This is a genomic window from uncultured Brachyspira sp. (assembly GCF_944388875.1).
In the GTDB taxonomy this organism is placed as follows: domain Bacteria; phylum Spirochaetota; class Brachyspiria; order Brachyspirales; family Brachyspiraceae; genus Brachyspira.
In genome coordinates, this window is sequence record NZ_CALXKQ010000011.1 from 52,134 (window position 1) to 78,843 (window position 26,710).

At 29.0% G+C, this 26,710-nt stretch carries 25 protein-coding genes; 5 read left to right on the forward strand and 20 right to left on the reverse strand.

All coding sequences use genetic code 11. The annotated features are described in order from the left end of the window. Position 1 precedes the first annotated feature (1 nt). The 13 genes from Q0J69_RS08115 to Q0J69_RS08175 form a co-directional block, all read right to left on the reverse strand. Positions 2-967 carry a hypothetical protein gene (locus tag Q0J69_RS08115; RefSeq protein ID WP_297205996.1) on the reverse strand — a complete coding sequence of 322 codons (966 nt, stop codon included), beginning with the start codon at positions 965-967 and terminating at the stop codon, positions 2-4. A 9-nt stretch (positions 968-976) separates the two neighbouring features. Continuing rightward, the gene (locus Q0J69_RS08120) at positions 977-2,956 is read right to left on the reverse strand and encodes a FapA family protein (RefSeq protein ID WP_297205998.1); all 1,980 of its coding nucleotides are present in this window, start codon (positions 2,954-2,956) and stop codon (positions 977-979) included. Positions 2,957-2,968: 12 nt separating this feature from the next. After that, positions 2,969-3,787 carry an RNA polymerase sigma factor WhiG gene (whiG, locus tag Q0J69_RS08125; protein WP_297206000.1) on the reverse strand — a complete coding sequence of 273 codons (819 nt, stop codon included), beginning with the start codon at positions 3,785-3,787 and terminating at the stop codon, positions 2,969-2,971. 22 nt (positions 3,788-3,809) lie between these two features. After that, the gene (locus Q0J69_RS08130; RefSeq protein WP_297206002.1) at positions 3,810-4,430 is read right to left on the reverse strand and encodes a hypothetical protein; all 621 of its coding nucleotides are present in this window, start codon (positions 4,428-4,430) and stop codon (positions 3,810-3,812) included. A 36-nt stretch (positions 4,431-4,466) separates the two neighbouring features. Beyond that, positions 4,467-5,330 carry a MinD/ParA family protein gene (locus Q0J69_RS08135; protein WP_297206005.1) on the reverse strand — a complete coding sequence of 288 codons (864 nt, stop codon included), beginning with the start codon at positions 5,328-5,330 and terminating at the stop codon, positions 4,467-4,469. Positions 5,331-5,367: 37 nt separating this feature from the next. Beyond that, positions 5,368-7,398: a flagellar biosynthesis regulator FlhF gene (locus Q0J69_RS08140; RefSeq protein ID WP_297206007.1), complete on the reverse strand. Its 2,031-nt coding sequence runs from the start codon at positions 7,396-7,398 to the stop codon at positions 5,368-5,370. 79 nt (positions 7,399-7,477) lie between these two features. After that, a complete protein-coding gene (locus tag Q0J69_RS08145; protein ID WP_169730108.1) occupies positions 7,478-7,651 on the reverse strand; it encodes a hypothetical protein in 174 nt (57 codons plus the stop codon). Positions 7,652-7,710: 59 nt separating this feature from the next. Further along, positions 7,711-9,822 carry a flagellar biosynthesis protein FlhA gene (locus Q0J69_RS08150; RefSeq protein ID WP_297206055.1) on the reverse strand — a complete coding sequence of 704 codons (2,112 nt, stop codon included), beginning with the start codon at positions 9,820-9,822 and terminating at the stop codon, positions 7,711-7,713. Positions 9,823-9,843: 21 nt separating this feature from the next. Continuing rightward, entirely contained in the window at positions 9,844-11,043 is a 1,200-nt protein-coding gene (gene flhB / locus Q0J69_RS08155; RefSeq protein WP_297206011.1) for a flagellar biosynthesis protein FlhB, read from the reverse strand. After that, positions 11,040-11,843: a flagellar biosynthetic protein FliR gene (gene fliR, locus Q0J69_RS08160; RefSeq protein ID WP_297206014.1), complete on the reverse strand. Its 804-nt coding sequence runs from the start codon at positions 11,841-11,843 to the stop codon at positions 11,040-11,042. The genes flhB and fliR overlap by 4 nt, the downstream gene beginning before the upstream one ends. 37 nt (positions 11,844-11,880) lie before the next feature. Beyond that, positions 11,881-12,150, reverse strand: a complete 270-nt coding sequence (gene fliQ / locus Q0J69_RS08165) for a flagellar biosynthesis protein FliQ (protein WP_297206017.1) — start codon at positions 12,148-12,150, stop codon at positions 11,881-11,883. 43 nt (positions 12,151-12,193) lie between these two features. Continuing rightward, positions 12,194-12,982, reverse strand: coding sequence for a flagellar type III secretion system pore protein FliP (gene fliP, locus Q0J69_RS08170; protein WP_297206020.1), 789 nt, complete (start codon positions 12,980-12,982; stop codon positions 12,194-12,196). A 206-nt stretch (positions 12,983-13,188) separates the two neighbouring features. Continuing rightward, positions 13,189-13,689, reverse strand: coding sequence for a GNAT family protein (locus tag Q0J69_RS08175; RefSeq protein ID WP_297206023.1), 501 nt, complete (start codon positions 13,687-13,689; stop codon positions 13,189-13,191). Between the two features lie 197 nt (positions 13,690-13,886). Between Q0J69_RS08175 and Q0J69_RS08180 the strand changes: the two genes are divergently transcribed. From Q0J69_RS08180 to Q0J69_RS08195, 4 genes are all read left to right on the forward strand, one after another. Continuing rightward, positions 13,887-14,612 carry an META domain-containing protein gene (locus tag Q0J69_RS08180; RefSeq protein ID WP_297206025.1) on the forward strand — a complete coding sequence of 242 codons (726 nt, stop codon included), beginning with the start codon at positions 13,887-13,889 and terminating at the stop codon, positions 14,610-14,612. 285 nt (positions 14,613-14,897) lie between these two features. Next, positions 14,898-15,125: a hypothetical protein gene (locus Q0J69_RS08185; protein WP_366030456.1), complete on the forward strand. Its 228-nt coding sequence runs from the start codon at positions 14,898-14,900 to the stop codon at positions 15,123-15,125. Between the two features lie 272 nt (positions 15,126-15,397). Then, complete coding sequence (locus Q0J69_RS08190) at positions 15,398-17,797, forward strand: PBP1A family penicillin-binding protein (RefSeq protein ID WP_297206027.1); 2,400 nt, start codon at positions 15,398-15,400, stop codon at positions 17,795-17,797. A gap of 13 nt (positions 17,798-17,810) precedes the next feature. Continuing rightward, on the forward strand, positions 17,811-19,682 hold the full coding sequence (locus tag Q0J69_RS08195) for a conjugal transfer protein TraB (protein WP_297206029.1): 1,872 nt from the start codon (positions 17,811-17,813) through the stop codon (positions 19,680-19,682). Between the two features lie 6 nt (positions 19,683-19,688). Here Q0J69_RS08195 and rnhA read toward each other — a convergent pair whose 3' ends face one another. The 4 genes from rnhA to Q0J69_RS08215 are packed head-to-tail and all read right to left on the reverse strand — an operon-like array spanning position 19,689 to position 22,076. After that, on the reverse strand, positions 19,689-20,186 hold the full coding sequence (gene rnhA, locus Q0J69_RS08200; protein WP_297206032.1) for a ribonuclease HI: 498 nt from the start codon (positions 20,184-20,186) through the stop codon (positions 19,689-19,691). Between the two features lie 3 nt (positions 20,187-20,189). Beyond that, positions 20,190-21,212, reverse strand: a complete 1,023-nt coding sequence (locus tag Q0J69_RS08205) for a bifunctional oligoribonuclease/PAP phosphatase NrnA (RefSeq protein ID WP_297206035.1) — start codon at positions 21,210-21,212, stop codon at positions 20,190-20,192. Between the two features lie 18 nt (positions 21,213-21,230). Then, positions 21,231-21,590, reverse strand: a complete 360-nt coding sequence (gene rbfA, locus Q0J69_RS08210; protein WP_297206037.1) for a 30S ribosome-binding factor RbfA — start codon at positions 21,588-21,590, stop codon at positions 21,231-21,233. Positions 21,591-21,596: 6 nt separating this feature from the next. After that, a complete protein-coding gene (locus Q0J69_RS08215; RefSeq protein WP_297206040.1) occupies positions 21,597-22,076 on the reverse strand; it encodes a chemotaxis protein CheW in 480 nt (159 codons plus the stop codon). A gap of 348 nt (positions 22,077-22,424) precedes the next feature. Here Q0J69_RS08215 and Q0J69_RS08220 point away from each other — a divergent pair, with 348 nt between their 5' ends. Then, on the forward strand, positions 22,425-23,492 hold the full coding sequence (locus Q0J69_RS08220) for a M42 family metallopeptidase (RefSeq protein WP_297206042.1): 1,068 nt from the start codon (positions 22,425-22,427) through the stop codon (positions 23,490-23,492). 61 nt (positions 23,493-23,553) lie between these two features. On the opposite strand, the gene Q0J69_RS08225 is transcribed toward Q0J69_RS08220, so the two are convergent. The 3 genes from Q0J69_RS08225 to Q0J69_RS08235 form a co-directional block, all read right to left on the reverse strand. Next, positions 23,554-25,002: a tetratricopeptide repeat protein gene (locus tag Q0J69_RS08225; protein ID WP_297206045.1), complete on the reverse strand. Its 1,449-nt coding sequence runs from the start codon at positions 25,000-25,002 to the stop codon at positions 23,554-23,556. A 204-nt stretch (positions 25,003-25,206) separates the two neighbouring features. Continuing rightward, on the reverse strand, positions 25,207-26,115 hold the full coding sequence (locus Q0J69_RS08230) for an Rpn family recombination-promoting nuclease/putative transposase (RefSeq protein ID WP_297206048.1): 909 nt from the start codon (positions 26,113-26,115) through the stop codon (positions 25,207-25,209). Positions 26,116-26,161: 46 nt separating this feature from the next. Then, the gene (locus tag Q0J69_RS08235) at positions 26,162-26,509 is read right to left on the reverse strand and encodes an immunity 51 family protein (protein ID WP_297206051.1); all 348 of its coding nucleotides are present in this window, start codon (positions 26,507-26,509) and stop codon (positions 26,162-26,164) included. Between the last annotated feature and the right edge of the window lie 201 nt (positions 26,510-26,710).

The following is a 26,710-nucleotide window of genomic DNA, read 5'->3' on the forward strand; positions in this document are numbered from 1 at the left end:
ATTATCTATTGACTAATATGTAACCAGAAGCAGGTATTATATTAAAATTTTGTTTTGTTTTTTCTTTTACAGCTTTAAATAATAAATTAATTCCCAAACTATCACTAGACATATGACCCGCACATACTACATTAATATAATATTTTCGGCACTCATCTAAAAGCCTGTCAGATATATTCATCACAATAATAGTTCCTATATTGGCTTTGGATAATGCTTCTATCATAGCAGAATCAAAAGAAGCCCCTCCCGTCATATCTACAATAATTTTGCCAGCCTTAGAATTATTAGAGCCATTAAATATTTTAGGCGGATTATAACGCATAGCAGATATATTATATTCTTCTATTGAATAGAGTATATCGATTATATCTGAAAGTTTATAAGGTTTTTCTGTTTTCATTTTTTCAGCTAAAAAACTCTCAACAAAATTATCAGCAACGGTATGCATACACATATAATTTAATTTAAGGAGTTTAGCCGCATCAACATCTCTAAAATGATTTGCTCCGTAAACAGAACGGCTTACTTCATTAAGTCTTTTATTAGATAAAGCCTCAGATACATTTATAGGCACATCATGCAATGCATTCTTATCAGACTGCATAGATATAACATCATAAAAATTAACAAATCCGTATCCATTAGGATGATGTGTTATAACTAAATCTATATTTGCATTTTTCTCATTCAGTCTGTCGGCAAGAAGAAGTTCTGGAGTATTCATATCTATACCGCATAAAATATTTTTTATATCTTTATCTTCTGCAATATTTAAAACTCTAGTATCAGAATAAGGATTAAAAAGTGTATCCTTATCAAAGTGCTCCTTCTTTTTATCATCTAATTTATCATATTCTTTTTTTGTACTTTCTAATTCTTTTTCTACTAAATCCCTTCCTCTTGGGTCAGCATCTATACCGCATTCAATAACTGCAGCATAAAATTCTTTTATACTTAAAGACATATAAACCTCTTATTCGTCATCCTCTCTCTTATTCTCATTCTTTGGCTCGCCTCTGTATTTTTCTGTTTGAATCATTCCGCCGTCTTCAAAAAATGTTATAGCCTTATAGCTTTGTCTTATAGCAAACTCAGCACTTCCTATTGTAAGCTGTACACCAGGAAGCATCTCTTTACCAGCACTTACAGTAGATTCAACTTTTTCTATTTCCATTTCCTGTAACAAAGCTTCTCTATTTAATACAACCTCTTCCCTTCTGCTATTAGCCTGTTCTAACTGTTCTTTATAACTTTGCAGCTGATCTTTTTTCTCATCATCCAATTTCTTAAGTTTAGCAGCCTGCTCTATAGATTTTATATTTCTTTCTGTTTCTTCAATAGATATATCCAACTCTTCTTTCTCTTTATCCAATTCATCAACAGCACGTCTTTTTGCAGGGCTTATTCCTGTTTCTATTATAGTTTTAGCACCAGCCTGAGAACCTAATACTTTACCATTAACTTCTACTAAAGCTCTGAGTCTTCCGCCGCTTGCAGATGCTCTCTTACCTATAAGTATTATTCTATTATCCGCATCAATATTAGAGTTCAATATAGCCTCAGTAACAACAACATTATTTCCAGCCTGAACATTGGAGAACTGTATAAACTTAGCAATAACATCCCCTCCAGCTTTTACAAAACTATTTTCATTGCCTTGAATACCAAGTTTAACCATAATGTCACCCTTAGCCTCTAAGTCGCATTTACCTACAGTTCCATGAACATCTATATTTCCTTCCGCTTTAACAGAGTAATTATCGCTTACACTTCCTTTAACAACAACACTTCCTATGAAATTAATGTTTCCAGTTTCAGGACCTACATCACCAGCCACTTCAAATATAGGTTCAACACTAAGCAGCTTCCCTTTAAGAACAACTTGTCCGCTTATAGAAGCAATTATATATTCATTGTCATCAGACAGCTCCACGTTATTGCCTAATATCTCTTTAATATCTATATCTTTTCCAGGTTTAGTTTCTATTTTCAATCCAAGTACAGTTCTTCCTGTTTCTCCGTCTGTAGCAGGAAGTTTTCTAGCTAACTTTTGTCCCTGCTCAACATTTTCAACTATACTTAAATCCTTATAGTCAATACTTTGATCCTCTCCTATATATTTAGGTATAACTTTTTTATTTACATTAACTAAATATTCTATCTTAGCATTCTGACCATTAACAGGAGGACGTCCTTCAGCAGCAAGTATAGGCACATTGAAAGTTCCTTCATCCAAGCATCTTGAAACATTCTCTTCTTGGAAGCCGAAAGTAATACTGCTGTTTTCTAATAATTCTTTTACATCCTGCAAGTCCATTTCCCTTCCGCCTCTAGTAGGCTTTGTAACTGTAACATAAGCACGCATCTTATCATCACTGAGAGTGTAGCTAATCTTAGCATTATTAGGAGATTTAGATATATCCCATTCAGCAATTTTTTCATACTGCCCTGTTTGTTCATGAAGCATTTTTTTTGCCAAATGAGAATCATATTCTTTTATGCCAGCATCTATTAACTTTCTTTCTAAATCCATCATATCTTCAATTCTTTTACCTTCAGCAACAGGAGGCATAACTTTTAAGAATACTCCATCCCTCTTAACTCTTAAAATTATTTCTGTATCTTTGTTGAATACTACTTTCTCCTGAGCATTTTCTCCCGTATTTCCAGTGCTATAATCAACACCGCCTCCAAGAGAAATATTTGATTTTTCATATTTAATATGAGTATATCTTACAAGAAAAGGCTTTGCTCCTATATTAAAAAATCCTTTGCTTCCCTCTTCAAGTACTTTATAACTTAATTCATATATAGGACATTGAAATACAGCAGCAGCTTCCTGCATGCCTCTTTCCAAAGAATTAACATATAAATCAACAGAACGAGTATTTTTATTATTATAAATTTCTTTATAAAAATCACTTTCTAATATTTTTCTTTTTAATTCATTCATAAAAATCACCTATTATAATAATTGTTTTTTTATCTCTGAAAGAGAACATCTTAATTCCTGTATGGCCTTGCCATGCAGCTGCGATATTCTGCTTTCTGATACATCCAAAACTCTTCCTATCTCTTTTAATGTAAGATCATCATAATAATATAATATCAAAACCTGTTTTTCTTTTTCAGGCAATCTCTTTAAAGCATCAACTATCTTATTTTTAACATCTTCTCTCTCAGCTAAATATTCAGGGTTAGTCTTATCATTAGATTTTAAAGTATCTATAACAGATATCTCATCAGAGTCATCGCCTACATACCAAACATCGCTCAAAGAAGTAGGAGAAGCCTCTATATATCTTTTCATAGTTTCATTATATTTACTCATTGTAATTCCTAACATATCAGCTATCTCCTGCGGTTTAATATTTCTGCTAAGTCTTGCTTCCAGTATCTCCCTAGCCTTTTCTATCTCCTTAACATCCTTACGTATAGACCTAGGCAGATAATCAAGTTTTCTAAGTTCATCATATATAGCACCTCTAATCCTAGTAACTGCATAAGTTTTGAACTTAATATCTCTATTGGGATTATATTTATCAATAGCATCCATTAAACCAAAAGTACCAAAACCTACTAAATCTTCAAATTCAATATGTTTATGAGAACCCATTTTTACAGATACTTTACCAGCAACATATTTCACCAATTGAGCATATTTAATAATTAATGCCTCCCTTATAAAAGGGGATTGTGTCTTTTTGAACTCAAGCCAATGCTCCTGTTCATTCTCATTAGTAATATTTGGTATTTTGCCTTTGTCTTTCTTATTCATTTTCATAGTAATTCACTCATCAATTAATTTACTTATTCTCTTTTTCATCTTTTGCTATCATAGTTCTAACAGCTTTAGCCACTTTTTCAGGATCCTCATGAACTTCTTTAATTATCTCGCTCTCTTTTACCTTTTTATCTGGAAACATGCTGCTTGAAGAACTATAACTTGATGGTGCAGTATTAGACGATGCACTATTTGAACTTCCAAAAACTATACTTCCTATATCATCTCCTGAACTAGAATAATCCATTTTCTGATTTTTATCAACATTAGGAACAACATCAGCATCATTATTATTAGAAGAAGCATCATTAGGTAAAATTGTATTGGTAGGATGTTCATATCCTGCCATAGTGTTGTCATCTATAGCACCATAATCTATATCCAAATTAGAAGATGATGAAGCCGATGCTGATTCATCTATCACATCTCCTAAATATTTTTTCAATACAGTACCAAGTAAAAATAATATTCCTGCCGTTATAACAGCTGATATAATAGCCTTAACTATAGAAATATCTATCCTATTTTTATATAGAACAGAAAGTATAAGCGTTATTACAAATGATAAACCTATTATTAATCCAGCCAATTTACCAAAATTAGAAGAAAAATATTGTTTAACTTTTTCAACTACATTATTCATGATTACCTCTAATATTTTATAACAATTCTATTATTATTATTTTTTACTAACAAATGATAATAAAGATTCAACAAAACCGCCGAAACCTTTTATATCTCTGCCGTCATCATACTCCATATCTATTATCTTTTTAGCTATATTATATATAGATATAGAAGCATGACATTTATTATCATACTGATAAAAAGGAAGCTGCTGTGAAACCGCATAAGGAATGGTTTTATCTTCCAAAATATGCCCTAAATATTTAACATCCATATCTAAATATTTTTTACTAGTCATTATTATTTTATCTCCAACCTCTTTCCCTTCAGAAGCCTTAGTAACTCTATTAACCAATATTTTTATATCAGCATTTGCATTTTCTGGTGCTATAGACTTTATAACCCCATAAGCATCCAATATAGCAGTAAGTTCTGGAGTTGTTACTACAATACTTTCATCTGAAGAAAGCAAAAAGTATAAAACAGTATCTGATATGCCAGCCCCTGTATCAACTATAACTATATCAGCATCATTTAAAGAATCCATACTATTAACTAATTTACTTAAAGCCCTTCCTGATAAATTAGCTAAAGAAGAAAATCCTGAAGCACCTGCAATATACCTTATTCCATAATTAGTTTCAAGTATAACCTCATGCAGTTTTTTTACTCCCTTTATCACATGATATAAATTATATTCAGGCATATTTCCAAGTATTACATTAACATTACCAAGTCCAAGATCTGCATCTATCAAAAGCACATTCTGTCCCAACTGCTGCAATGCTATTGATAAATTAATTGCAATATTCGTTTTACCAACACCGCCTTTGCCGCTGGCTATACTAATAATACGCTGAGGACGTTTATCTTTAACCCCCATCATCTTTCTTAATTCATCTGCTTGATCTTTCATAACATACCCTTAATGTTCTTAATCCTTTTAATAAAAATTATTTTGTATCGCCAAATAACCCTTCCATTATTTTATACCCATATTTTTTAGCAGTAGATATGTCTTTAGGAACACCCTGACCATGAGTAATATAAGTAATAGGCAGCTTTTTCTTAATTATAGCACATATCGATGAAGCTAAATAATCTGTTTCATCAACTTTAGTCAATATAACACCCTTATAATTTGTAGGTTTAAATGCATTCAATATTTTAACAGCATCCTTATATTTAGCAGTAGAACTCATAACAAGCTGAATATCCATATCAAATCTTCCAACTGTAGTGAAATATTTAGACATTGCAACTATATCTTCAGCACCTTTAGGAGAACGTCCCATAGTATCTATAAATAAAAGAGAAGAATTATCCATTTTTCTAATTTCCGCTCTCAAAGCCTCTGGAGTACTCGCACTGGTAAAAGGAACTTTCATTATGCTTGCATATCTTTGAAGCTGATCTACAGCAGCAATTCTATAATTATCTATAGTAACAAATGAAACTTTTTTACCCGATTTCATGTGCTGTGCTGCTATTTTAGGTATGGTTGTAGTTTTACCAACGCCTGTAGGTCCTACAAATACTATTATTTTCTTTTTAACTCCTATATCTATGCCGTTTGAAAGCATCAATCTTTCAGAAAAATATTTTTCAACCTCTTCTATAATTACATCCTTAGATTGAAAAAATCTGGCATTGCTTGAAGTAAGCAAATATTCTCTTAAATCTAATAAAATTTCTTCAGGAAACTCTCTATTTCTTAAATAGTTAAAGCTCTCTTCCATTCCGTCAGCAACAGTAACTTCAGAATCATTTTCTGTGTTATTTTCAAAATAATTTCTTATTTTATTTCTGCTACTGATTTTATTATCTCTAGTTTCTCTAGCAAGATTATTTTCTTCTCTAAACTCTTTTATCTCTTCTATAGAATCTCTTATTTCGCTCTCTTCATCTCTAAATAAATCATTATATTCTGTTTTTTGATTATATGTATTATCATTAATATTATTGGAGTTATAGTTCTTATTTGCATTCAGGTTTGGAATACTATTTTCTAAATATTCTTTAACTATATCTTTTATTTGTTCCTGAACTAATCTTTTAACATTTTCATCTATAGAATTGTTAATTTGAGAATTATTAACAGTATTATTTGCATAAGAATTCATATTATTATGAACATTGCTGTTCATACTGTTCATAAAACTATTATTAGAAAAATTACCATAACTATTACTATTGCTTGAATTATTGGAATTATAAGAAGAATCTGACAGCATTCTATTTCCCATATTGGCAAATATAGAATTAGCAAATGGAGAATTAGAGTACTGAGAATTATTAAAATGAGGCAATGGAGTAAAATTATCATTTCCTCTTTCTATATTATTATAGTTATTTCTATCTGCAATATTATTTCTTTCTGATACATTATTTATATCTATATTATTTTTTCTCTCTAATACATCAGCACTATTAATATTGAAATCAGTATTATTATTTTCTGTATAAGAAGAATTATTGCCGATATCTGCATTATCATTTTTATTAGAAAACTCATCAGCAAAACCTAATTCTTCTGCATTTTCTTCTTTATTATTAAAAGCAGGAGTATCCAAAGAAGAAGCAGTGTTTGTATTTACCTTATTAGCATTTCTCTTTTTTAAATCCTCTTTAAGTCTTCTGCTTATAGATGCTATTCTGTCAGCCATCTCGCTGGCATCAATAGCTTCTGTTCCATGCTTTTTCATTTCTATTCTATCGCTTAAAATTTTGCTTCTATGCATATTATCATCATCTTCTATGCTGCTGTCATAAGAACTTTTTTCTTCTGAATTGTTTTTTCTATCGTATATAGAGTTATTAAGCATTATTCTAAGCTCATGCTCTGTTTTCATTCCAAGCCCTAAAAATCCGCCGACTTTTATATCTTTAGTAGTTAAAATGACGAAGTTGCCTCCATATTCAACTCTGGCTTTAGCTAATGCATCCTTTTTATCCTTACCTCTAATAGTGCGTATGTCTACCATTTTCTTACTCCTATAATCATCTTAAAAAACCTCTTTATAAAATTTTATATCTTAATAATTTATCTTAATAATATTTATATTAATATTGTTCCAATACGCCTATAGAAACTTCAAACTCTTTTTTAATCATGCCGAAAATATTTTTTCTTTTGCTTTCCCTAACACTAATGATAAAATAGCTTTCACCATATTTATCTCTAGCCTGTTTTTCGATTTCTTCTCTGTTTTTTCCAAAAATTTTTATGGTTTTCATAGTATAACTCCCAAATATTAATATTTATATCTTAATTACTCTCATAAAAGAGCTATGTTTTATTTTATACTAGCAATTCCTTCAACCTTATAACCCTGTGCTATTTCAGTAGTAGCTATAACCTTATACTTTCCAACATTCTTGGATATGAATTGGAATAGAGGTCTTCTAATTAAAGGAGAAGTTAAAAATACTATATCATCAACTCCATTTTCATTAACAAGTTTAACTGCATCTTTTATATTTTTAATCAAGTTCTGCATGCTTTCAAAACTCATAGCAATCATCTGAGAACCCTGTATATTTCCAGTATTTGCTAAGTTCTGAGCTATATTGTTTTGCAGCTGCTGACTTAAAGTAATAACCCTTATATTTTTATTTTGATCTGCAACCATCTGCGATATTTGAGGAGCTAATCTGCTTCTAACAAGTTCAGTAGCCTGTTCGCTTCCCATCATAGATATAGCATCAGCAACACCTTCTAATATTGCAACGCTGTTCTTAATAGGCACTTCCTCCTGAAGAAGATTCTGCAATACTTTCTGTATGTATCCAAGAGGACTTTCATTATGAGGCTTAGCAGCAAGTACTTCAGATACAAGAGCTTTATGATCATCTTTGATACGATCAAGCATATTCTGTACTTCTTCACGTCCGATAAGAAGATTAGCATTTCTCTTAATTGTTTCGCTGAAGTGAGTAGCTATAACCGCTGTAGGATCAAATAACATAAATCCTTTTTTGGCAGCCATATCCCTCTCATCAACATGTATCCAATAAGCAGGAAGCCCAAATGAAGGGTCTTTAACTTTTTCACAATCCGGAGAAGGCTCTTCCTGTACATTAGAGTTTAAAGCCAAAAGCATTTTAGGTCTTACAAAACCTTTAGCAACTTCTGTACCATTAATACTAATAGTATATTCATCCTGATCTATAACTGTATTATCAAGAATTCTTACTGGAGGCACAGCAAGCCCAATCTCTAATGCTAACTCTCTTCTAACCTGAGTTATTCTATGTATCAAATCACCGCCCTGATCCTCTAATGCTAACGGAACCAATGATGTAGCTATGGAAAGCTCTATCTTCTCAACTTTCAAATACTGACTTACATCTAAAGGACCTCTCTGTGTCTGTTCAGCATCTGCAGTCTTTGTACCATCTTCATTAAGACCTAATTCCTGCTGTTCTTTTCTTAATGCATAGCCTGCTAAGAATAATGCTAATGCTATAACAAATAATGCTATTTTTGGAAATCCAGGTAAAAGCATTAGAAAGAAAGCAAAACCTGCACCTATGAATAAGTTTTTAGGTTTAGCAAAAACCTGTACAGCAATCTGAGTGGATAAATTATCCTCGCTGCTGCTTCTAGTTACAAGCAAACCAGTAGCAAAACTCATAAAAAACGAAGGTATCTGACTTACCAAACCATCGCCGACTGTAAAGCGTGTATAAGCATCAGCAGCCTGAGCAAAAGGCTCTCCTCTCATAGTCATACCTATGATGAGTCCGCCTACTATATTTATAATAGTGATTATGATACCAGCTATAACGTCCCCTTGTACAAATTTTGAAGCACCGTCCATAGTACCATAAAAATCACTCTCGCTTCTTATCTTTTTTCTCTTATCTTCAGCTTCTTTATCAGTAATAGCTCCAGCCTGAAGTTCGCTTTCTACTGCCATCATCTTTGAAGGCATACTATCCAAAGCAAATCTTGCTGCTACTTCTGATACCCTTGTCGCACCTTTTGTGATAACAACGAATTGTACTATTATAAGTATTATAAATATTACAACACCTACAACTATATTATTTCCAACTACAAACTCAGCAAATGATGTGATAACTTTACCATTAAAATTAGTACCCTGTGTTAGAATTGCCCTTGTTGTAGATACGTTTAATGCCAGTCTGAATGCAGTCATAACAAGCAGAACTGAAGGAAATACACTAAACTCACTTGCACTTTTCAAACTTAATACCATAAGAAGTATTAAAAGCGATATTACTATATTTACTATAAGCAAAAAGTCCAATATCATTGAAGGCAATGGTATAATGAGCATCATTATTACCATAACCGCACCTACAGCAAACATTATATCACTATGTCTGCTTATATTAGCAGGCAGTTTTATCGAATCCAAAATTGATTTAGCACTATTCATTGTTGCCACTATTTATTCCTCCTATATAGCCCTTGCCATTTTTTCATTGCGTATTCTATATACTTCACCAAGTATTTTTGAAACAACATGAAATAATTTTTCAGGTATATACTGTCCTATTTCCACATTATAAAATAACTCGCGGGCTAAAGGTTTATTCTCTACTATTTGAACATCATTATTTTTAGCTATTTCTTTTATTTTTAAAGCTATATTATCAGCTCCCTTAGCTGTTACTATAGGAGCATAATCTCCGCTTTCATATTTCAAAGCAACTGCAAAGTGAGTCGGGTTTGTAATCACAACATCAGCTTCAGGAACAGATTTAAGCATTGTTCTGCTTACTATTTTTCTAGCCATATCCTGCAATTGACTTTTTACTAAAGGATCTCCTTCCATCTCCTTAAACTCTTCTTTCATCTCATGCTTTGTCATTTTCAAGCTATTAATATACTGCCTTCTTTGAAAGAAGTAATCGAAAGCAGATACTATTATCATAAATATAATTACCTTAGCAAGCATCTCCAACACTATAAAGAAAAATACATGCATAGCCTGATTTAATTCCATATTAGTCATATAAAATAACTCGCTACTCTTTCCGTATATAGTGCTGAAAGTTAATAATGATATTACAATCATTTTGAAAAGTATTTTTGCTAAATTCATCAAGTTCTGTGAAGAAATAAATACTCTCTCTTTGAAGTTTGACCAAGTAGGTGCTATTCTTTTGAAATTAGGTTTTAATTTTTTAGTTGTAAATAAGAATTTAGTTTGTGCTAAATTGACTCCAACACCAACTACCAAAGCAACAACTAAAACTATTCCAGCCGTTTTTGCAATTAATTCAAATATTTCAAGCATCATATCAGGCAAGGCGTTCATATTCATAGTAGTGTCCGCCGATGATATTTTATTTAATATTGTAATAAAAAACTGAGCAACTGTATGAGTTAAATAAGTTGTAAGTAATGCTATAACAGCTATTGTTACGGCTAATACTAATGTTTGATTTATTTCAACAGAGTTTACAACACGTCCTTCCTCTTCTCTTGCCTTTCTTTTCTTTCTCTCAGTAGGAAGTTCTGTTCTTCCTTCATCTTCAGCGGATGCAAATAATGTTAATACAAAACCTTTCCCTGTAAACTTTAAATATTTTCTGTAAAGTCTTGCTTTGAATATAATTAATATTTCTAGTATAGAAGATATTATATTTTTCATATAGTACCTCCTGATAAGAAAGTAATTACATTATTTACATCAGATATAGTATATTCCAATATTTTCATAAAATTAGAAACTAAAACTGGTATTAATATATAATAAGTTATTATTCCAACAGCTATCTGCATAGGAAAACCAAGCATCAAAACATTCATTTGAGGAGCTGCTTTTGCCAATAACCCTAAACTTAATGATAATAAAAACAATGTAAGCATTATAGGCAATGCAAGTGAAAGAGCTATGGAGAATAATGAACTCATATAATATATCATTCTGTCTATAACTCCATTAAATGATGACATAAACACAGCCTTAGATGCATCGCTTAATACTGGCATAGATTTAAAGCTGTAAAATAAAGTTCTTACTACCCAGCTAGGTCCGTCTATAGCTATAAATATTAATATTACTATCAAAGACTGAAGCTGTCCTAATACTGGAACAGTAACCTGAGATATTGGGTCAACAGTTTCTGATATACCAAATCCCATTTGTATTTCAAAGAAATTTGCCATAACCTGATAAGCGGCAAATATTATTGACATTAAAAATCCTATCAATATTCCAATAAGTGCCTCATTTACAAGTGTTAAAAAGTATTCAACAAATGTAGGAGCAGCCTGAACATTTGTATCAGCAACCAATGGAAATATAGTAGCAGTAGCGATAAATGCTAAAGCCATCTTTATACTATTAGGTATAACATTAGAAGAAAATAATGGAGCTACCATAAGAATAGCTGCAAATCTTACCATAATGAGCAGGTAAATCTGAAAGAAATTAACAAAATTATCCATTATTCCTAACCTAACCTATTTATTCCAATATAAACTATTATCTAGCTATAGTTGGAAGTATACTAAATAATCTAACCGTAAAAGCACTTGTATAATTAAGCATCCAAGAAGCCAATACATATATAACAGCAAGCATCGCTATCATTTTTGGAACAAATGTTAATGTTTGTTCCTGAATACTTGTAGTAGCCTGAAGTATTGATATTATCAAACCTACTATTATTGATATTCCTAAAACGGGGGCAGAAAGAAGCATAAATACCCATAAAGTTTCCTGCACCAAAACAATAATCGAAGTATCACCCATAAAAATTCCTTAAATTATATTGCTATATAAAGTTCAAAATACCCTATCTAAAACTTTGTACTATCTGTAATATTAATAACTTCCATCCGTCAACCGCTACAAATAATATTATTTTAAGCGGCAAAGATATCATAATAGGCGGAAGCATTATCATACCCATAGCCATAAGTACAGAAGCAACAACCAAATCTATAACAATAAATGGTATAAATAAATATATGCCCATTTTAAATGCTATAGTAAGTTCATTTATAATAAATGCAGGTATCACCACAATAGTTGGTATCCTATTTAAATCATCAACAGTTTGAATCTCTCTAAGTCTTATATCAGTATTGCTTATGCTTAAAAATAAATCCAAACTCTTCATTCCATTTTCACCTCTTAAAGAGTTGAACATAAACATTCTTACAGGCTGTATCCCTCTGCTGTATAATTCATTAACACCTATAGAGCCATTTAGATACGGCTGAAGAGCCTCATTATTTACCTGAGTCAAAGTAGGCATCATAATAAAAAATGTCAAAAACAAAGAAAGCCCCATTATTAATGCTCTTGGAGGCGTTTCCTGTAATGACAAAGCCCTTTGTACAAAACTTAATACTATTGAAACTCTTATAAAGCTTGTAGTCATTATTATAATAGACGGAGATAAAGATAATATAGTCAAAAGGAATAATATTTGAAGTCCTAAACTTACCTGCTGAGGAGTTTGTGCCTGAGCTACATTCAATCCTATTGTAGGTATTGGTATTTGGGTATTATCTTGAGCATAAGCAGCTATCGGCATAAGTAAACATAATACCAAAAATACCATAAGAAACTTTCGCATCTGAGAACTCCAATTCTATAAATTTTTTCTAATCTTTTTTCTTCTTAAAACGATAATCCTTACAACAGAAATAAAGTTAACATATTATCATAAAATAGTCAAGTATTATGTTAACTAAATTATACCTCAATATAAATTTTTTACCCGCACAATCAATGACTTTAAGCTGTATACAGTATATATAAATTCTATATACAGTATTTATTTTAAATAAATAAAGCCATCATATAGCAATCATAATAAATTCCGTCTATACAAAAAAAGTCCTTTAACTCACCTTCTATTACAAATCCCATGTTTTTATACAATTTTAATGCCCTTTCATTGTCGGTTCTAACTGTTAATTCTATTTTTTTTATAGAATTATTTTTACAATAGTTTACAGCATTAGAAATCAGCTCTTTAGCTATGCCCATTCCCCAATATTCTTTCAATACGCTTATTCCAAGATTAACTCTATGCCTTACTCTTATCTTATCAACACCTTTCAAATTGCATATACCAGCTATTTTTTTATTAATTTCATATAAAAACATCTTAGTTGTTATACTTTTTTGTATGCTTTGTAAAAATTCCTCCTCTTTTTTTATATCAAGTTCCCTTTCATCAGCTCCAGACATCAAAAAATTTGTTTCATCTGATACTTTTTTAATATATTCTACAACAATTTCAGCATCCTCTATATGAGCTTCTCTTATATTACCCATAAATACTTAAACCTGCAATAAAAATTATCGGATTTTATTATGTAAACTGTAATATGATAACTTATTTTTTCTTTTTTGCAAATAATTTTTTTCATATTTTTATACTTTTAATAGCATTATAATGCATTTCTTATTTTACTATTATAGTTTTTCTAAGTTATTTTATAAATAAATATTCTTAGGATGTAATTTAACTTATGATAAGAAAATTAAAGTTTTTAAGCATCATTTTTGTTTTTTTTATTAAAATTATATACGCTAATAATAGCGGATACGAAAATATATTGGATGAAAAAACATATATATTAGACAATTTATACAAAAATGAAAATATAACTATAATATTTGATAAAAACGGTATAAGCGGAAAAGGTGTTATAAATAAATATAATGCTTTTTTCTCTTTAAATGATAAAAATATTCAAATAAAAAATATTTCAACTACTAAAATGACAGGTCCTGAATATTTAATGAATATAGAAAATGAATATTTAAATTTACTTTCAAATGCTGAAAATATAGAGATAAGAGGAAATATTCTAACTATAAAAACAAAAGATAATAAAGAATTAATATTTAAAGAGAAAGCTAATTTATCTGTAAATTATTTAAACGGTAAAGAATTTACATTAAAAAATGAGTTTAATAATTCTAACATAACTATTTATTTTACTAAAAATCATATATATGGTTATAATAATAGTGATAGATATTTATCATCTTATTATACAATAAATGATGATAAAATATCAATAAAAGATATAAAATTACTAGAAAGCAGTAAAGACGATAAAGAATATACTGAAGAAAATAAATATATAAAGTTATTTGCAAATGTATATAAAATAAATTTGGATAATGATAATTTAATTTTAACTACTAAAGACAAAAAAGAAAGACTGATTTATAAGATGAAATTTTAATTTTTTATAAATGTTAATAAAGCAATTATTCATTATTATCAGACTCCTAACACTATTATTGATGGGCTTGTGATTTTCCTTAATCATAAGCCCATTGTTATATTTATAAAAAACATATTTTTGAATTTTATTAAAAGTAAAAATATAAAAAAACACTATTATTACTATTATTATTAACTGCAATATTTTTATCATCATGCTCAAAACAAAAAAGAATATTATTTAACAAGCAATACAAAAATAACAATTGGATTTAGAAACAGTAATGTTTATGGAAATGCTGGTATCAACATATATTTTACCTCATATTCTATAAGAAATAATAAAATAATTTTAGTAGCAGCTTTAATGTCTAGAAATGAAGAAGATATAAAAAATGAAGAAGCTTTCTTAAGTGATTTATTAAAAGTAAATTCTGTATCATTAAATAACAATGAGTTAACTATAAAAACATATAAAAATAAAGAATTAGTATTCAAAGAAATAGCATTAACAATAATACTTTATGCATAAAAACTTCAGATGACAACATATTATTATTTAATATGATAAATTAATTTTACAGTTTAAAGTCTATGATGTTATATATAGTATAGCTACAAACGTCATTTGTTGCACTCTTAAGATATATATACAAACCCATTACTTTCACTCTATGGAATATAATTTTCATAGAGTGTTTTTTATATTATGCCATATACAATCCTATATAAAAATAAAAAAATATATTGATTAATTAAATGATTATTTGTATAATATAAAAAATATATAAATAGGATAATAAATTGAAATTTCTAAAAACAATCTCAAAAAAGTATAATAGTATAAACATAGAACAATTTAAAAAATTTTATATAATAGTAATAGCTTTAATATTTATTATAAATACATTAGTATTTGCATTTTTACTGTCAGACATAATTATTCAGCCTGATGTGCAGGCGGTTGAATTATATAAGCCTACAATACCTACAAAAATTTATGATATAAAAGGTGAAGTAATATCAGAATTTTTCACAGAGCAAAGAGCATTGGTTGAATATAAAGATTTACCTCAGCATTTAATAGAAGCCATAATATCTATGGAAGACAATAATTTTATGAAACATTTTGGAATAGATATTTTCGGCATATTCAGAGGAACATTGGGAAATATATTAACAGGAAAAAGAGCAAGAGGAGCAAGTACATTAACTCAGCAGGTAGCTAGAAACATAGTTTTAAAATCAAGTGAAAGAACTATAATGAGGAAATTAAAAGAAATATGGGTTACATTCCAAATAGAAAAAAGACTTACGAAAGAAGAAATAGTAACTTTATATTTTAATCAAATATATTTCGGACATTCAGTTTACGGAGTTCAGGCGGCAAGCAGATTCTATTTTAATAAGGATGTTCAGAATTTAGATTTGGCTGAATGTGCAATGCTTGCTACACTTCCTCCTGCACCTAATGCCTACTCTCCTATTAATAATCCTAATATATCAATAGCAAGACATAAAGTTGTTCTTAATAGAATGGCTGATTTAAAATTCATAAGCAGAGAAGAAGCACAAGAAGCACATAAAGAATTCTGGGATACATATACTGGAAAAATAGGAAGAAGAGGCTCAACTGCATACAGTGCCTCAATAGACAGAGCCCCTTATGTAACAGAATATGTAAGAAGACAGCTTGTAGATAAATACGGAGAAAAAGCATTAAAAGAAGACGGACTTAAAATATATACTACTATAGATATAGAAAAACAAGAAGCCGCTCAAAAATTATTAACTGAAGCATTAGAAGAATATAATAATAAATATGAAGGCGGCTCTATGGATGTTATAAATATTTATGACAGAGCAACTATTGATAAAGTAAAAATGCTTTCTATACTATTCAATCTTCCAGAAGATAGTGCTTACAATAAATTCAATATAGCAGTCAGAGATACATTAAATAAATATACAACTCCTCCATTAGCATTATTCTCAGATATATTTGGAATGGAAGAAGTTAATGACATAACAATGGATGTTATGAAAGCCGATGAGGCAGAACTTTCAAGACAAATAGAAGGGGCATTAGTATCGATAGACCCTAGAAACGGACATATAGTTTCTATGGTGGGAGGCTCAGGTTTCACAGCAAGAAATCAGTTCAATAGAGCAACTCAGGCAAGAAGACAGGCTGGAAGCTCATTCAAGCCTTTTGTATATGCTGCTTCTATGGATGTTACTAATTACAGCCCTTCTACAATAGTAAGTGATGCTCCTATTGGTTTTGTTCCTGAGGAAGGTGAAGAAGGGGATGTTTGGATACCTAAAAATTATTCTGGAAATTTTAAAGGGGATGTTACTCTAAGATATGCATTAGCTGCTTCATTAAATATAGCTACTGTAAATGTTCTAAATTATGTAGGTATTACCAATGCTATAAGATATGTAGAGCCAATATTCAATGCAGAACCAGATTCTGATAAATCTAAAAGAATGTTTAATCATGATTTAACATTGGGACTTGGTACTGGCTTATTCACTCCTCTTGAACTTACTACAGGGTTTGCAGAATTTGCTAATGAGGGAAAGGAAGTTGAGCCTATACTTGTCAGATATGTTACCGACAGATATGGAATAGTAATAGATAATTTTGAAGAAGAACTTAAAAAACAAATAACATTACGCGGAGGACCAAAACAGGTTATCAGTAAAGAAGTAGCATATATGATAAGCGATATATTAACTGGAGTATTAAGAGGCGGTACTGCAACAAGTGCAATGTATGAAGCTAAGTTTACTAGAATGGGTGCTGGAAAGACTGGAACATCAAATGATTGGAAAGATGCTTGGTTTGTAGGATACACTCCTGAGCTTACAACTGGTATATGGATTGGTTTTGACTCATTCAAATATTCATTGGGAAATAATCAGGTTGGAGGAAGAGTTGCCGCTCCTATATGGGGTAAATATATGGTAGAGGCATTAAAAGAAGTTAAGCCTACTTGGTATAAAAGACCTGAAAACGTTGTAAGCGTAAGAGTATGTGCTATAAGCGGAAAAATTCCAGGACCTTCATGCTATTCATTTACAACTGATTTATTCATTAAAGATAAAATACCTACTGAAACTTGTGAAGTATGTTCTCATTATTTGCAGGATTCAAATGATCTTGATAATATAATAGATTCTTTCCTTAATTATTAAAGGAATATATATAATGAATAAAAATATTAAAGTAAATATAAACTCAAATATTTTAAGATATAAAAATATATTGGCTATACCTTCTATACATTCAAGGGTATATTTTTCTATGGCTGTAAGAGAGGCTTTTGAAGAGTTTAAACCAGATATCATAGCTGTTGAGCATCCTGCTAATTTTACCGATTCATTGCGTGAAGCTGTAAGCAGACTTCCTTTTATAAGTTTAATTATAAGAGAAATAAATAATGAAGCTGTATATATACCTATAGATCCTTGCGATTCTATAATAGAAGCTGTTAGGCTTGCAATAGATGAAGAGATTCCATTCTTTCCTATTGATAAAGATATTACTTCAATTAATTCTAATTCGCATTATCTTATGCCTGATGATTATGTTATGAAAAGTATAGGGCTTGAAAAATTTTATGAAGAGGTAAAATCAAAATATATATTCCATAAAGATTATACAGATGAAGAGCGGGAAATATATATGGCTAAAAATCTGCATGAACTATCAAAAAAATATAATAAAATTCTTCTTGTTATAGGTATGTCCCATTGGGAGAATATGGTTTCTATTCTAAAGAGATTGGATGAAAAAAAAGAAATAAAAGAGTATATAAATAAAAGTAATGATGATGAATATGAAGAACCTAAAATATACAATGTACATAAAGAATCTTTAAATAAGATGCTTGGAGAGTTTCCATTTACAACGTATATGTATGAACTATACAGAAATGGAGAATTAGAAAACTTTGATAAAATAAATATAATAGAAACAATATTCAGAGAAGCAAAATTAAGATATAAACTTCCTATATCAATACTTCAGCAGAAGAATATGATGAAATATTTGAGAAATTTATGCCTTCTTGATAATTATATAATACCTGATTATATAGATATGCTCACAGCAGCTAAATGTATGATAAATAATGATTATGCTTTGGAAGTTATGCAGGGAATGGAATACTATCCGCATTATAATGAAGAGGATGAAAACTATCCTACCATAAAATTAAACAGAGATCCTAGTACAAATGGTATGGAGGGTTTGCTTAAAGATAAAAAAATAAAACTTCATCAGTATGATAATGTATGGAAAACTTCTTTTAAGCAGGTTCATGTTACAACGCGTCCTAGAGAAAAGTATGATGGAGAATGGGAGGATGTTTGGAATAAGAGAACCAATTTACTTTCCCATGTTCCTGAAGACATACTTATGGAAAAACACATGAATATACTTAGGGACAAAATAAGAAACATGCTTACAGAAGATAAAGCAAAAATTGAACCGTTTACAGTGAGTATAAAAGACGGTATTGATATGCGTGAAACTATAAGAAATTATTATAAAAATGAAATATATGTTAAAGAGATTCCTAAAATCAAAGGAAATATAGGACACATGGTTGTTATTTTTGATGATGAACATGATGATGATTATGATTGGAATATAGTATGGTACAGCGAAGCACATGATGACAGCGATTTAATACTATATTCTACAGAACCAGGAAATACTCTTGTAGGACCTGGAATATCTAAATGCTATTTCGGAGGATATGCTTCTTTAATGCCGCCTCAGGCTCCTCATGATGTTTGGAGTATATATACTCAATTAAAAAAAGAAGGTATTGTAAGAAACTATGCTGATCTTCTGCTTTATACTGCTATAATATATTCTGTGGACAAATATTTAGGCTATGTTGCTCCTACTCCTCCTTCAAGCATATTAAAAGAGTTTGCAAAACAAAACTCGGTTGAAATAGTCTATGTACCACTAACCACATTTTCAAGCGAAACTCTAAGAAAACTAAGACATTTTCATGTACTTGGAAATAAGAGGCTTAGAAAAATTGCTGATGATTATATAATATAAAATTTTTTAACTGAATTTATATTCTCTTTTTTCATTAAAAGAAGAAGTATTTCCGCTTTCTATATGTTTATCCATTAAAATATTTACTATCTCATCTGCCCTATTATTTTCTTTATTATTAGAATGCCCTTTTACTTTTACAAAATCTATATTATGTTTTTTTGATAATTCTATTAATTTTAACCAATATTCTTTATTTTCAACTGGCTTTTTATCGCTTTTTATCCAATTATTTTTCTGCCAAGAATATATCCATTTAGTCATTCCATTTATTAAATAAGCACTGTCGCTGTAAAGTTTAATATTATGAGAATGTTTTAATCTTTCAAGTGCCTTAATAGCAGCCTTCATCTCCATTCTATTATTTGTGGTATTCTCTTCACTTTCACCTATTTCAAGACGAAGATTATGCTTCTCACTTATAAGAATAGCAGCCCAAGCACCAAGACCTGGATTTCCCCTGCATCCACCGTCTGTATATATAATTATATCATCTTTTGTCATAAATTATGAACACAGTAAATTAACTAATTTATTATTTATTTCTTCTATCAGTTTTTCTTTAGTATAATCTTTTTTAAGTACAGAAAAACCAGAAGCCTTAGGATGTCCACCGCCTCCAAAACTCTCAGCCACTTCTCTAATATCTTTAGAACATCTGCTTCTAATGCTTACCCTAAAATTATCATCACCTTCATGAATAATAAATCCAATAAGCACATCTTCCATCTGTATAAGAGTATCTGAAGCACTTACACCAAGTTCTTTTATACTGGTACCGCAAATAGTATCTTCAAGGCATATATAACCTATTTTGTTATCATAGTCTATTACCATTCTTCTGTATATTTCCATTAAAGCAGCAACATCATTTTTAGTATATCTCTTTCTAACAATATTACCTAAATTTTCCTGTATAATTCCTATGCTCATCAATTTGGAACCATAAAGCAATGTTCTCTCTGTAGTATTACTAAATATAAAACTTCCAGTATCAGTACAAATACCGCTATAAAGCAAAGTAGCTATAGTAGAATCAAATTTTTCTAAATAATCCTGAAATATATCAACTATTATCTCACATGTAGCACCAGCTTTTATATCATCATAAAACATAGTAACACCTTTAATGTTTCTTACTTTATGATGATCTATAAATATTACTTCATTATATTTATCTGTAATATCAGCAATCCACCCTATTCTCTCTATATCTCCAGAATCAAGTATAATTAAAACATCTTTTTTAGGAAGATTATTTTCATTAACTTCGAAAATTACTCTATCAACAAATAAAATATTTTTCAAATCTCTTTGAATTTTATCAGTATTTACAACTGTACAATCCTTATTAAAAATATTTTTTATAAGTAAAGATAAAGCCAAACCAGAACATATACAATCACAATCTGGATTTCTATGTCCTGTAATTGTTATATTATCCGCTTTTGATATTCTTTCTAATATTTGATTTTTTTCAACTTTAGGAAATATACTATTTTCCTGTTTATAAGTTTCTGTAACAGACATCTAAAATCCTTTAAACATTTAATTATCTAAATCAGGAATATCTAAATTTTTTATATCAGTTAATACTTTATTAGTTTCTATTAAATTTTTATCATAATGGAATGTCAAATTAGGAACATATCTAATAGTAAGCTGTTTTTTAAGATAAGAAAATATGACACCCTTAGCACTATTAAGCCCATTTAAAACTTCATTTTGCTTATCTTCATGCAAACATACAAAATACACTTTAGCATTTTTCAAATCTTTAGAAGTATCTACTTTTGTAATGGTAACAAGATTATTTTTAATTCTAGGATCTTCTATCTCCCTCATAATTATTATAGAGAGAGTTTGTTTAATATTTTCATTTACCCTAAGTATTCTATGAGATGACATAAATAATTATTTCACTATAGCGTTATTAATAGTATTAGTCAAATCATCAAGTTCATCTTTAATAAATACCTTATCTATATCTACCAAAATTATCATTTGCTCATTTGCTTTAACTAAGCCCATTATATATCTGCTGTCTATACCAACATGCATATCTATATCTTCCTGAATATTTTCACTATTAATGGTAAGAACATCAGATACAGAGTCAACAACTAAGCCGTATTTTTTATCGCCTATAGCAACAACAACAATAACACAATTTTCAGGGTTCATAGGCTCATCAAAATGAAATCTAGCTCTTAAATCTATAACAAGGATAATAGTACCTCTCAAATTAATAATACCTTTTAAATATTCCGGACAATTCGGTATAGGCGAAGGCAGCATAAAATTTAATATTTCCTGAACTTTAAGAATATCTATTCCATATAATTCATTATTTATCTTAAATACAAGTATTTGATTTGATATAGCACTACTCATGTTAACTCCTTAAAATTATACCAGTAAATTATAATATATAATAGCTATAAGTCAAGTAATTTATTTCTACTTATTATTATATAATATAATATAATTAACAAAAATACAATCATATTTAAAAATTAATATTGAATTTTTATTAATATTTAAAAATATAAGAAAATTTTAGAATTTAAAATTATTATTTTTATATTTTTATAATGTAGTTTTAAGCTGTATTACAATCTGTTAAATAAACAATATATTCTATAATTTTACATAAATAAAATAAAAACTAATATTATAACATTGATATTTTATTTAAATAACTTATTATATTTTTTATTATTTTTTTATAAAGGACTTTTTATGAATGATATTTTAAACCTGATGAAAGATTTAACTAATGCATTCGGACCTTCTGGATTTGAGGATGATGTCATAGAAATTATAAGAAAAAACACATCATTTATAGATAATGAAAGAGATTCTATAAACAATTTATATTTGGGACTTCAGAAAATTGATAAAAATAAACCTATAATAGGACTAGATTGTCATATAGATGAATTAGGTTTTATGATAGAACATATAAATACAAACGGAACATTATCTTTTATACCATTAGGAGGATGGCATATACCTAATATAGTTTCAAACTCTGTTGTGATAAAGTCATCAAGCGGAGAATATGTTAAAGGAGTTATAGGTTCAAAACCGCCTCATTTTATGACGGATGAAGATAAAAGAAGACTGCCATCTTTACAGGATTTATATATAGATGTAGGAACTAGAAGCAAAGAAGAAACAGAGAAAATATTTGGTATATGTATAGGAGATACAGCTGTACCTGATGTTGAATTCAGATATGATGACAGAACAAAAAGTATATGTGCTAAGGCAATAGATAATAGAGTTGGAGCTTTATGCGTTATAGAAACTTTAAAGGCTTTAAAAGATGAAAAACTGGATGTTAATTTAGTTGGAATGATGACAGCTCAGGAAGAAGTGGGAGCTAGAGGAGCTTCTGTAGCTTCTAATAAAGTAAAGCCAGATTTGGTTATAGTATTTGAAGGCTCTCCTGCTGATGATACATTCTATTACGGAGATAGATCTCATGGTGCTATAGGAAGAGGATCTCAGCTTAGAGTAATTGACGGAGGTATGATAACTAATCCTAGACTAAATAAATATACTATAGAAATAGCTAAAAAAAATAATATAGCTCATCAGGTTATTGTACGTGAAAAAGGTTCTACTAATGGTGCTGTTTATCATAAAACTAATTTAGATACTCCAAGCGTAGTATTGGGTGTAGCAACTAGGTATGCACATAGTCATTACTGTTATGCTTCTTATGATGATATAATATCTTCTATTAATATAGCAAAAGAATTAATAAAAACTCTAAACAAAGAAAAAATAAAAGAGTTTTAATTCTACAAATAAAGCAAGAATGGTATTAAAAATATAATACCATTCTTTTTATAATCAATTACTACTCATTAAATGTTTTTATAATTTCTGAATACTGTCTGAATCTTAATAATCTGAATTTATAATTATAATTCCTTAATACTTCTTCAGCTCTCTTTATAAACTCATCCTGATTGTATAAAAGCAAATCTATATATCCTCCAACTACTCCAAAGGCATTACCTAATATTATACCTATTTCCTTACCGCTTTCCTTTTTGCCCATAATATTTTCAAGTTCATCTGTAATTTTATTTCTTTCATCAAGAAGTTTTTTATTTATATTTTCATCATTAAAACCATTCTCTTCATTATCTGCAAATACATAGGCTAAATATACAGCTCTTGCTCCCATTTTTGAAATATTAACAACCGCATCTACATTATAATTAGCATAATCACTAATAAGCTCCATATAACAAGTATTTCCAATGAATATATCTTCTCTAAAGAAATTGTCTGTAGGTTTACACTCATAAACTGTATATTTATTTATAGGATCTATAACAATATCTTTATTTTTACTTTTTAAAGTATCTGTTATAAAGTCATAAAGTTTTGTAAGCTCTATCATATTATCAAGTCTTTTATCACTTTTTTCAATATTTCCTAATAAATATAATTTTAATATATTCTCACCTACTGCATGTTCAAGCATTATATAAAAAGCATTATATGCATAATCTTCTTCTAATTCATTTAATTTTTTATTATAGAATTTCAAATTAAAAAAATTAGTATTATCATCATATTCAGCATATACTAAAATTTCTTTAAAGCTTAAATCTTTATTATACATTTTAAAATTAGAATTAGTTATATCTTGCTTTGGAATATAAGGAAAGAATTTCCATTTGCTTTTTAATTTCTCAGGCATAGCGGATACTACTCTAGGAGTAAGATAAAATAAATATTCCTTACCTTCTACAGTAAATGTAAACTCATAATCACCGCCGAAATTAAACTGCAAATTGTTTGATATTAATGCTGCACCATCAGAAACAAATTCAACTATTTCCTCTGATGTCATATCAGATTTTTTATCTATAAAATCAGATATAACTTTCTCATTTTCTTCAAACCATTTCCAAAATCTATTAACTCTCTCTTCAAAATTAATTCCATCATCTATGTCTTCTGAACAAAGCATATAAAAATTATAAGCATCAATATCTTCATTATTTAAATCATAAGCCTTTTTAAAATAATTTTCTGCTATTTCTTTATCTCCTTTATAATAATAAGCATAACCTACCCTATAATTCCATAAAGCATCATCAATCCCCTCTTCTCTTATATACATTAAATTATCTAATGCCTCATCATATTTTTCAACATTGTTATAAGCTCTGGCAAGCAGGCTTAAAATCTCTGAATTTCTTTCTTCACTTGGAATAGAAATTATAATCTCAATTATTTTTTCATGCTCATCATTTTCATGCAGTTCATTAATTTGTTCAATTATATTCATTATGTTTCCTTTTTTATATTATTTATAATACAAATTCTTACACTTATATCTAATTATTATAATGAAAAATATTTACTAAAAATATACGGCAATAAAATTTGTGATATACTCATAATTTTTTTATTTCTTTATCTATATTCATAAAAAAATTATTCGCTCTGCGTACCTTCGGTATAGTATATGACAAATAAATTTGTCATATGCTCATAATTTTTTTATTTCTTCAATACTTAATCCTGTATTCTCACTTATAAATTTATCATCTAAACCTGATTTTTTTAAACTTTTTGCTATAGATAAAGCTTTAATTTTTTCTCCTTCCTCTCTGCCCTCTTCTCTGCCCTCTTCTCTACCCATTTTTATTCCTTCTTCTATTCCTAATCTTCTCTCCTCATCAAGCATTATTTGATTGCCGTATAAATAAGCCTCTTTTTTCTCGTATTCCATCATCATTAATCTGCTTTTCACAAAATTATTATATTTTTTCTGTACTTCTTCCATTATAGGTTTTTCTTTTACTATTTCAGACATAGATGCCTCCAAATTTTTACTTGTAAATATTTTTAGCCAATAATTTAAATCTTTAGATAATACATTTTTCTTGAATTTTTTTAACTCTATTATATGTATCTGTAAATGATCAGTAAGAAGTTTTTTATTATTCATCTCATAAAGCATATAACAGGAATGTATATTTTTTGTTTTATCCAAATTAAAATTTAATAGATTTATACTTATTACAGGAGTAAGTTCATCATATCTCTCACCATGCTTTAATAATTTACTATAATTAGATGCCCAGTAATAAAGTATTCGTTCTGGAAATCTTGAATTGCCTTGTAATTGTATTTCTATTATAACCACTGAACCATTTTGTGTGATGCATTTTACATCAACTATTGTTTCTTTCAAATTCTTGTTCTTCTTAAGGTTAAAAGGGGTAAGTATTTCTACAGAACGGAAAGTCTTCATATTGGCATTAATCATTATAGAATTTATAAAATCTAAAAGTATAGCTTCACTGCTTCCTTTATCAGTAAAAAGATATCTTATAAAATAATCATTTAACGGATTGAAATATTTTATTTGTTTAGTATTTAATTTCTTTTCCATAATATATATTATACTTAAAATTATTAACTTTGTCAAAACTAAATATTTAATCAAGTTCAGCCTTGGAAAATAAATCGCTTATAAGTTTATCATCTTCGCATGCATCTTTAAATAACAAAGCAAATTTCTTTAATGCTTCAATATTACTACTATAAGCACAGAACATACTTGCCTCAGAATCAAAATCAATAATGCCTTTTAACTCTGGCACTTTTTCTTCCAAAAACACTATAGCCAAAGACTGCCAATCATACCCTCCACCTTCAAAACCTTCATCAGCTCTTTCTTCAAATATTTCTGCTTTATATTCTCCAACATTTAAGCAGAGAGATGCACTATTTTCATGTTCTACAAAAAAGAATGGTTCTATTTGTTTTTCAAAATCATTTTTCATCGTTATTTCCTTTTAATTAAATTTTTTATACTAGTACTTTACTGCAATAATTAAAATGCCTAAACTTTTAATATAGTAAAATCATAAATATTTTACTCATAAATTTAAACTTTAAACGAGTTTAGAGTTTAGAGTTTAGAGTTTAGAGTTTAGAGTTTAGAGTTTAGAGTTTAGAGTTTAGAGTTTAGAGTTTAGAGTTTA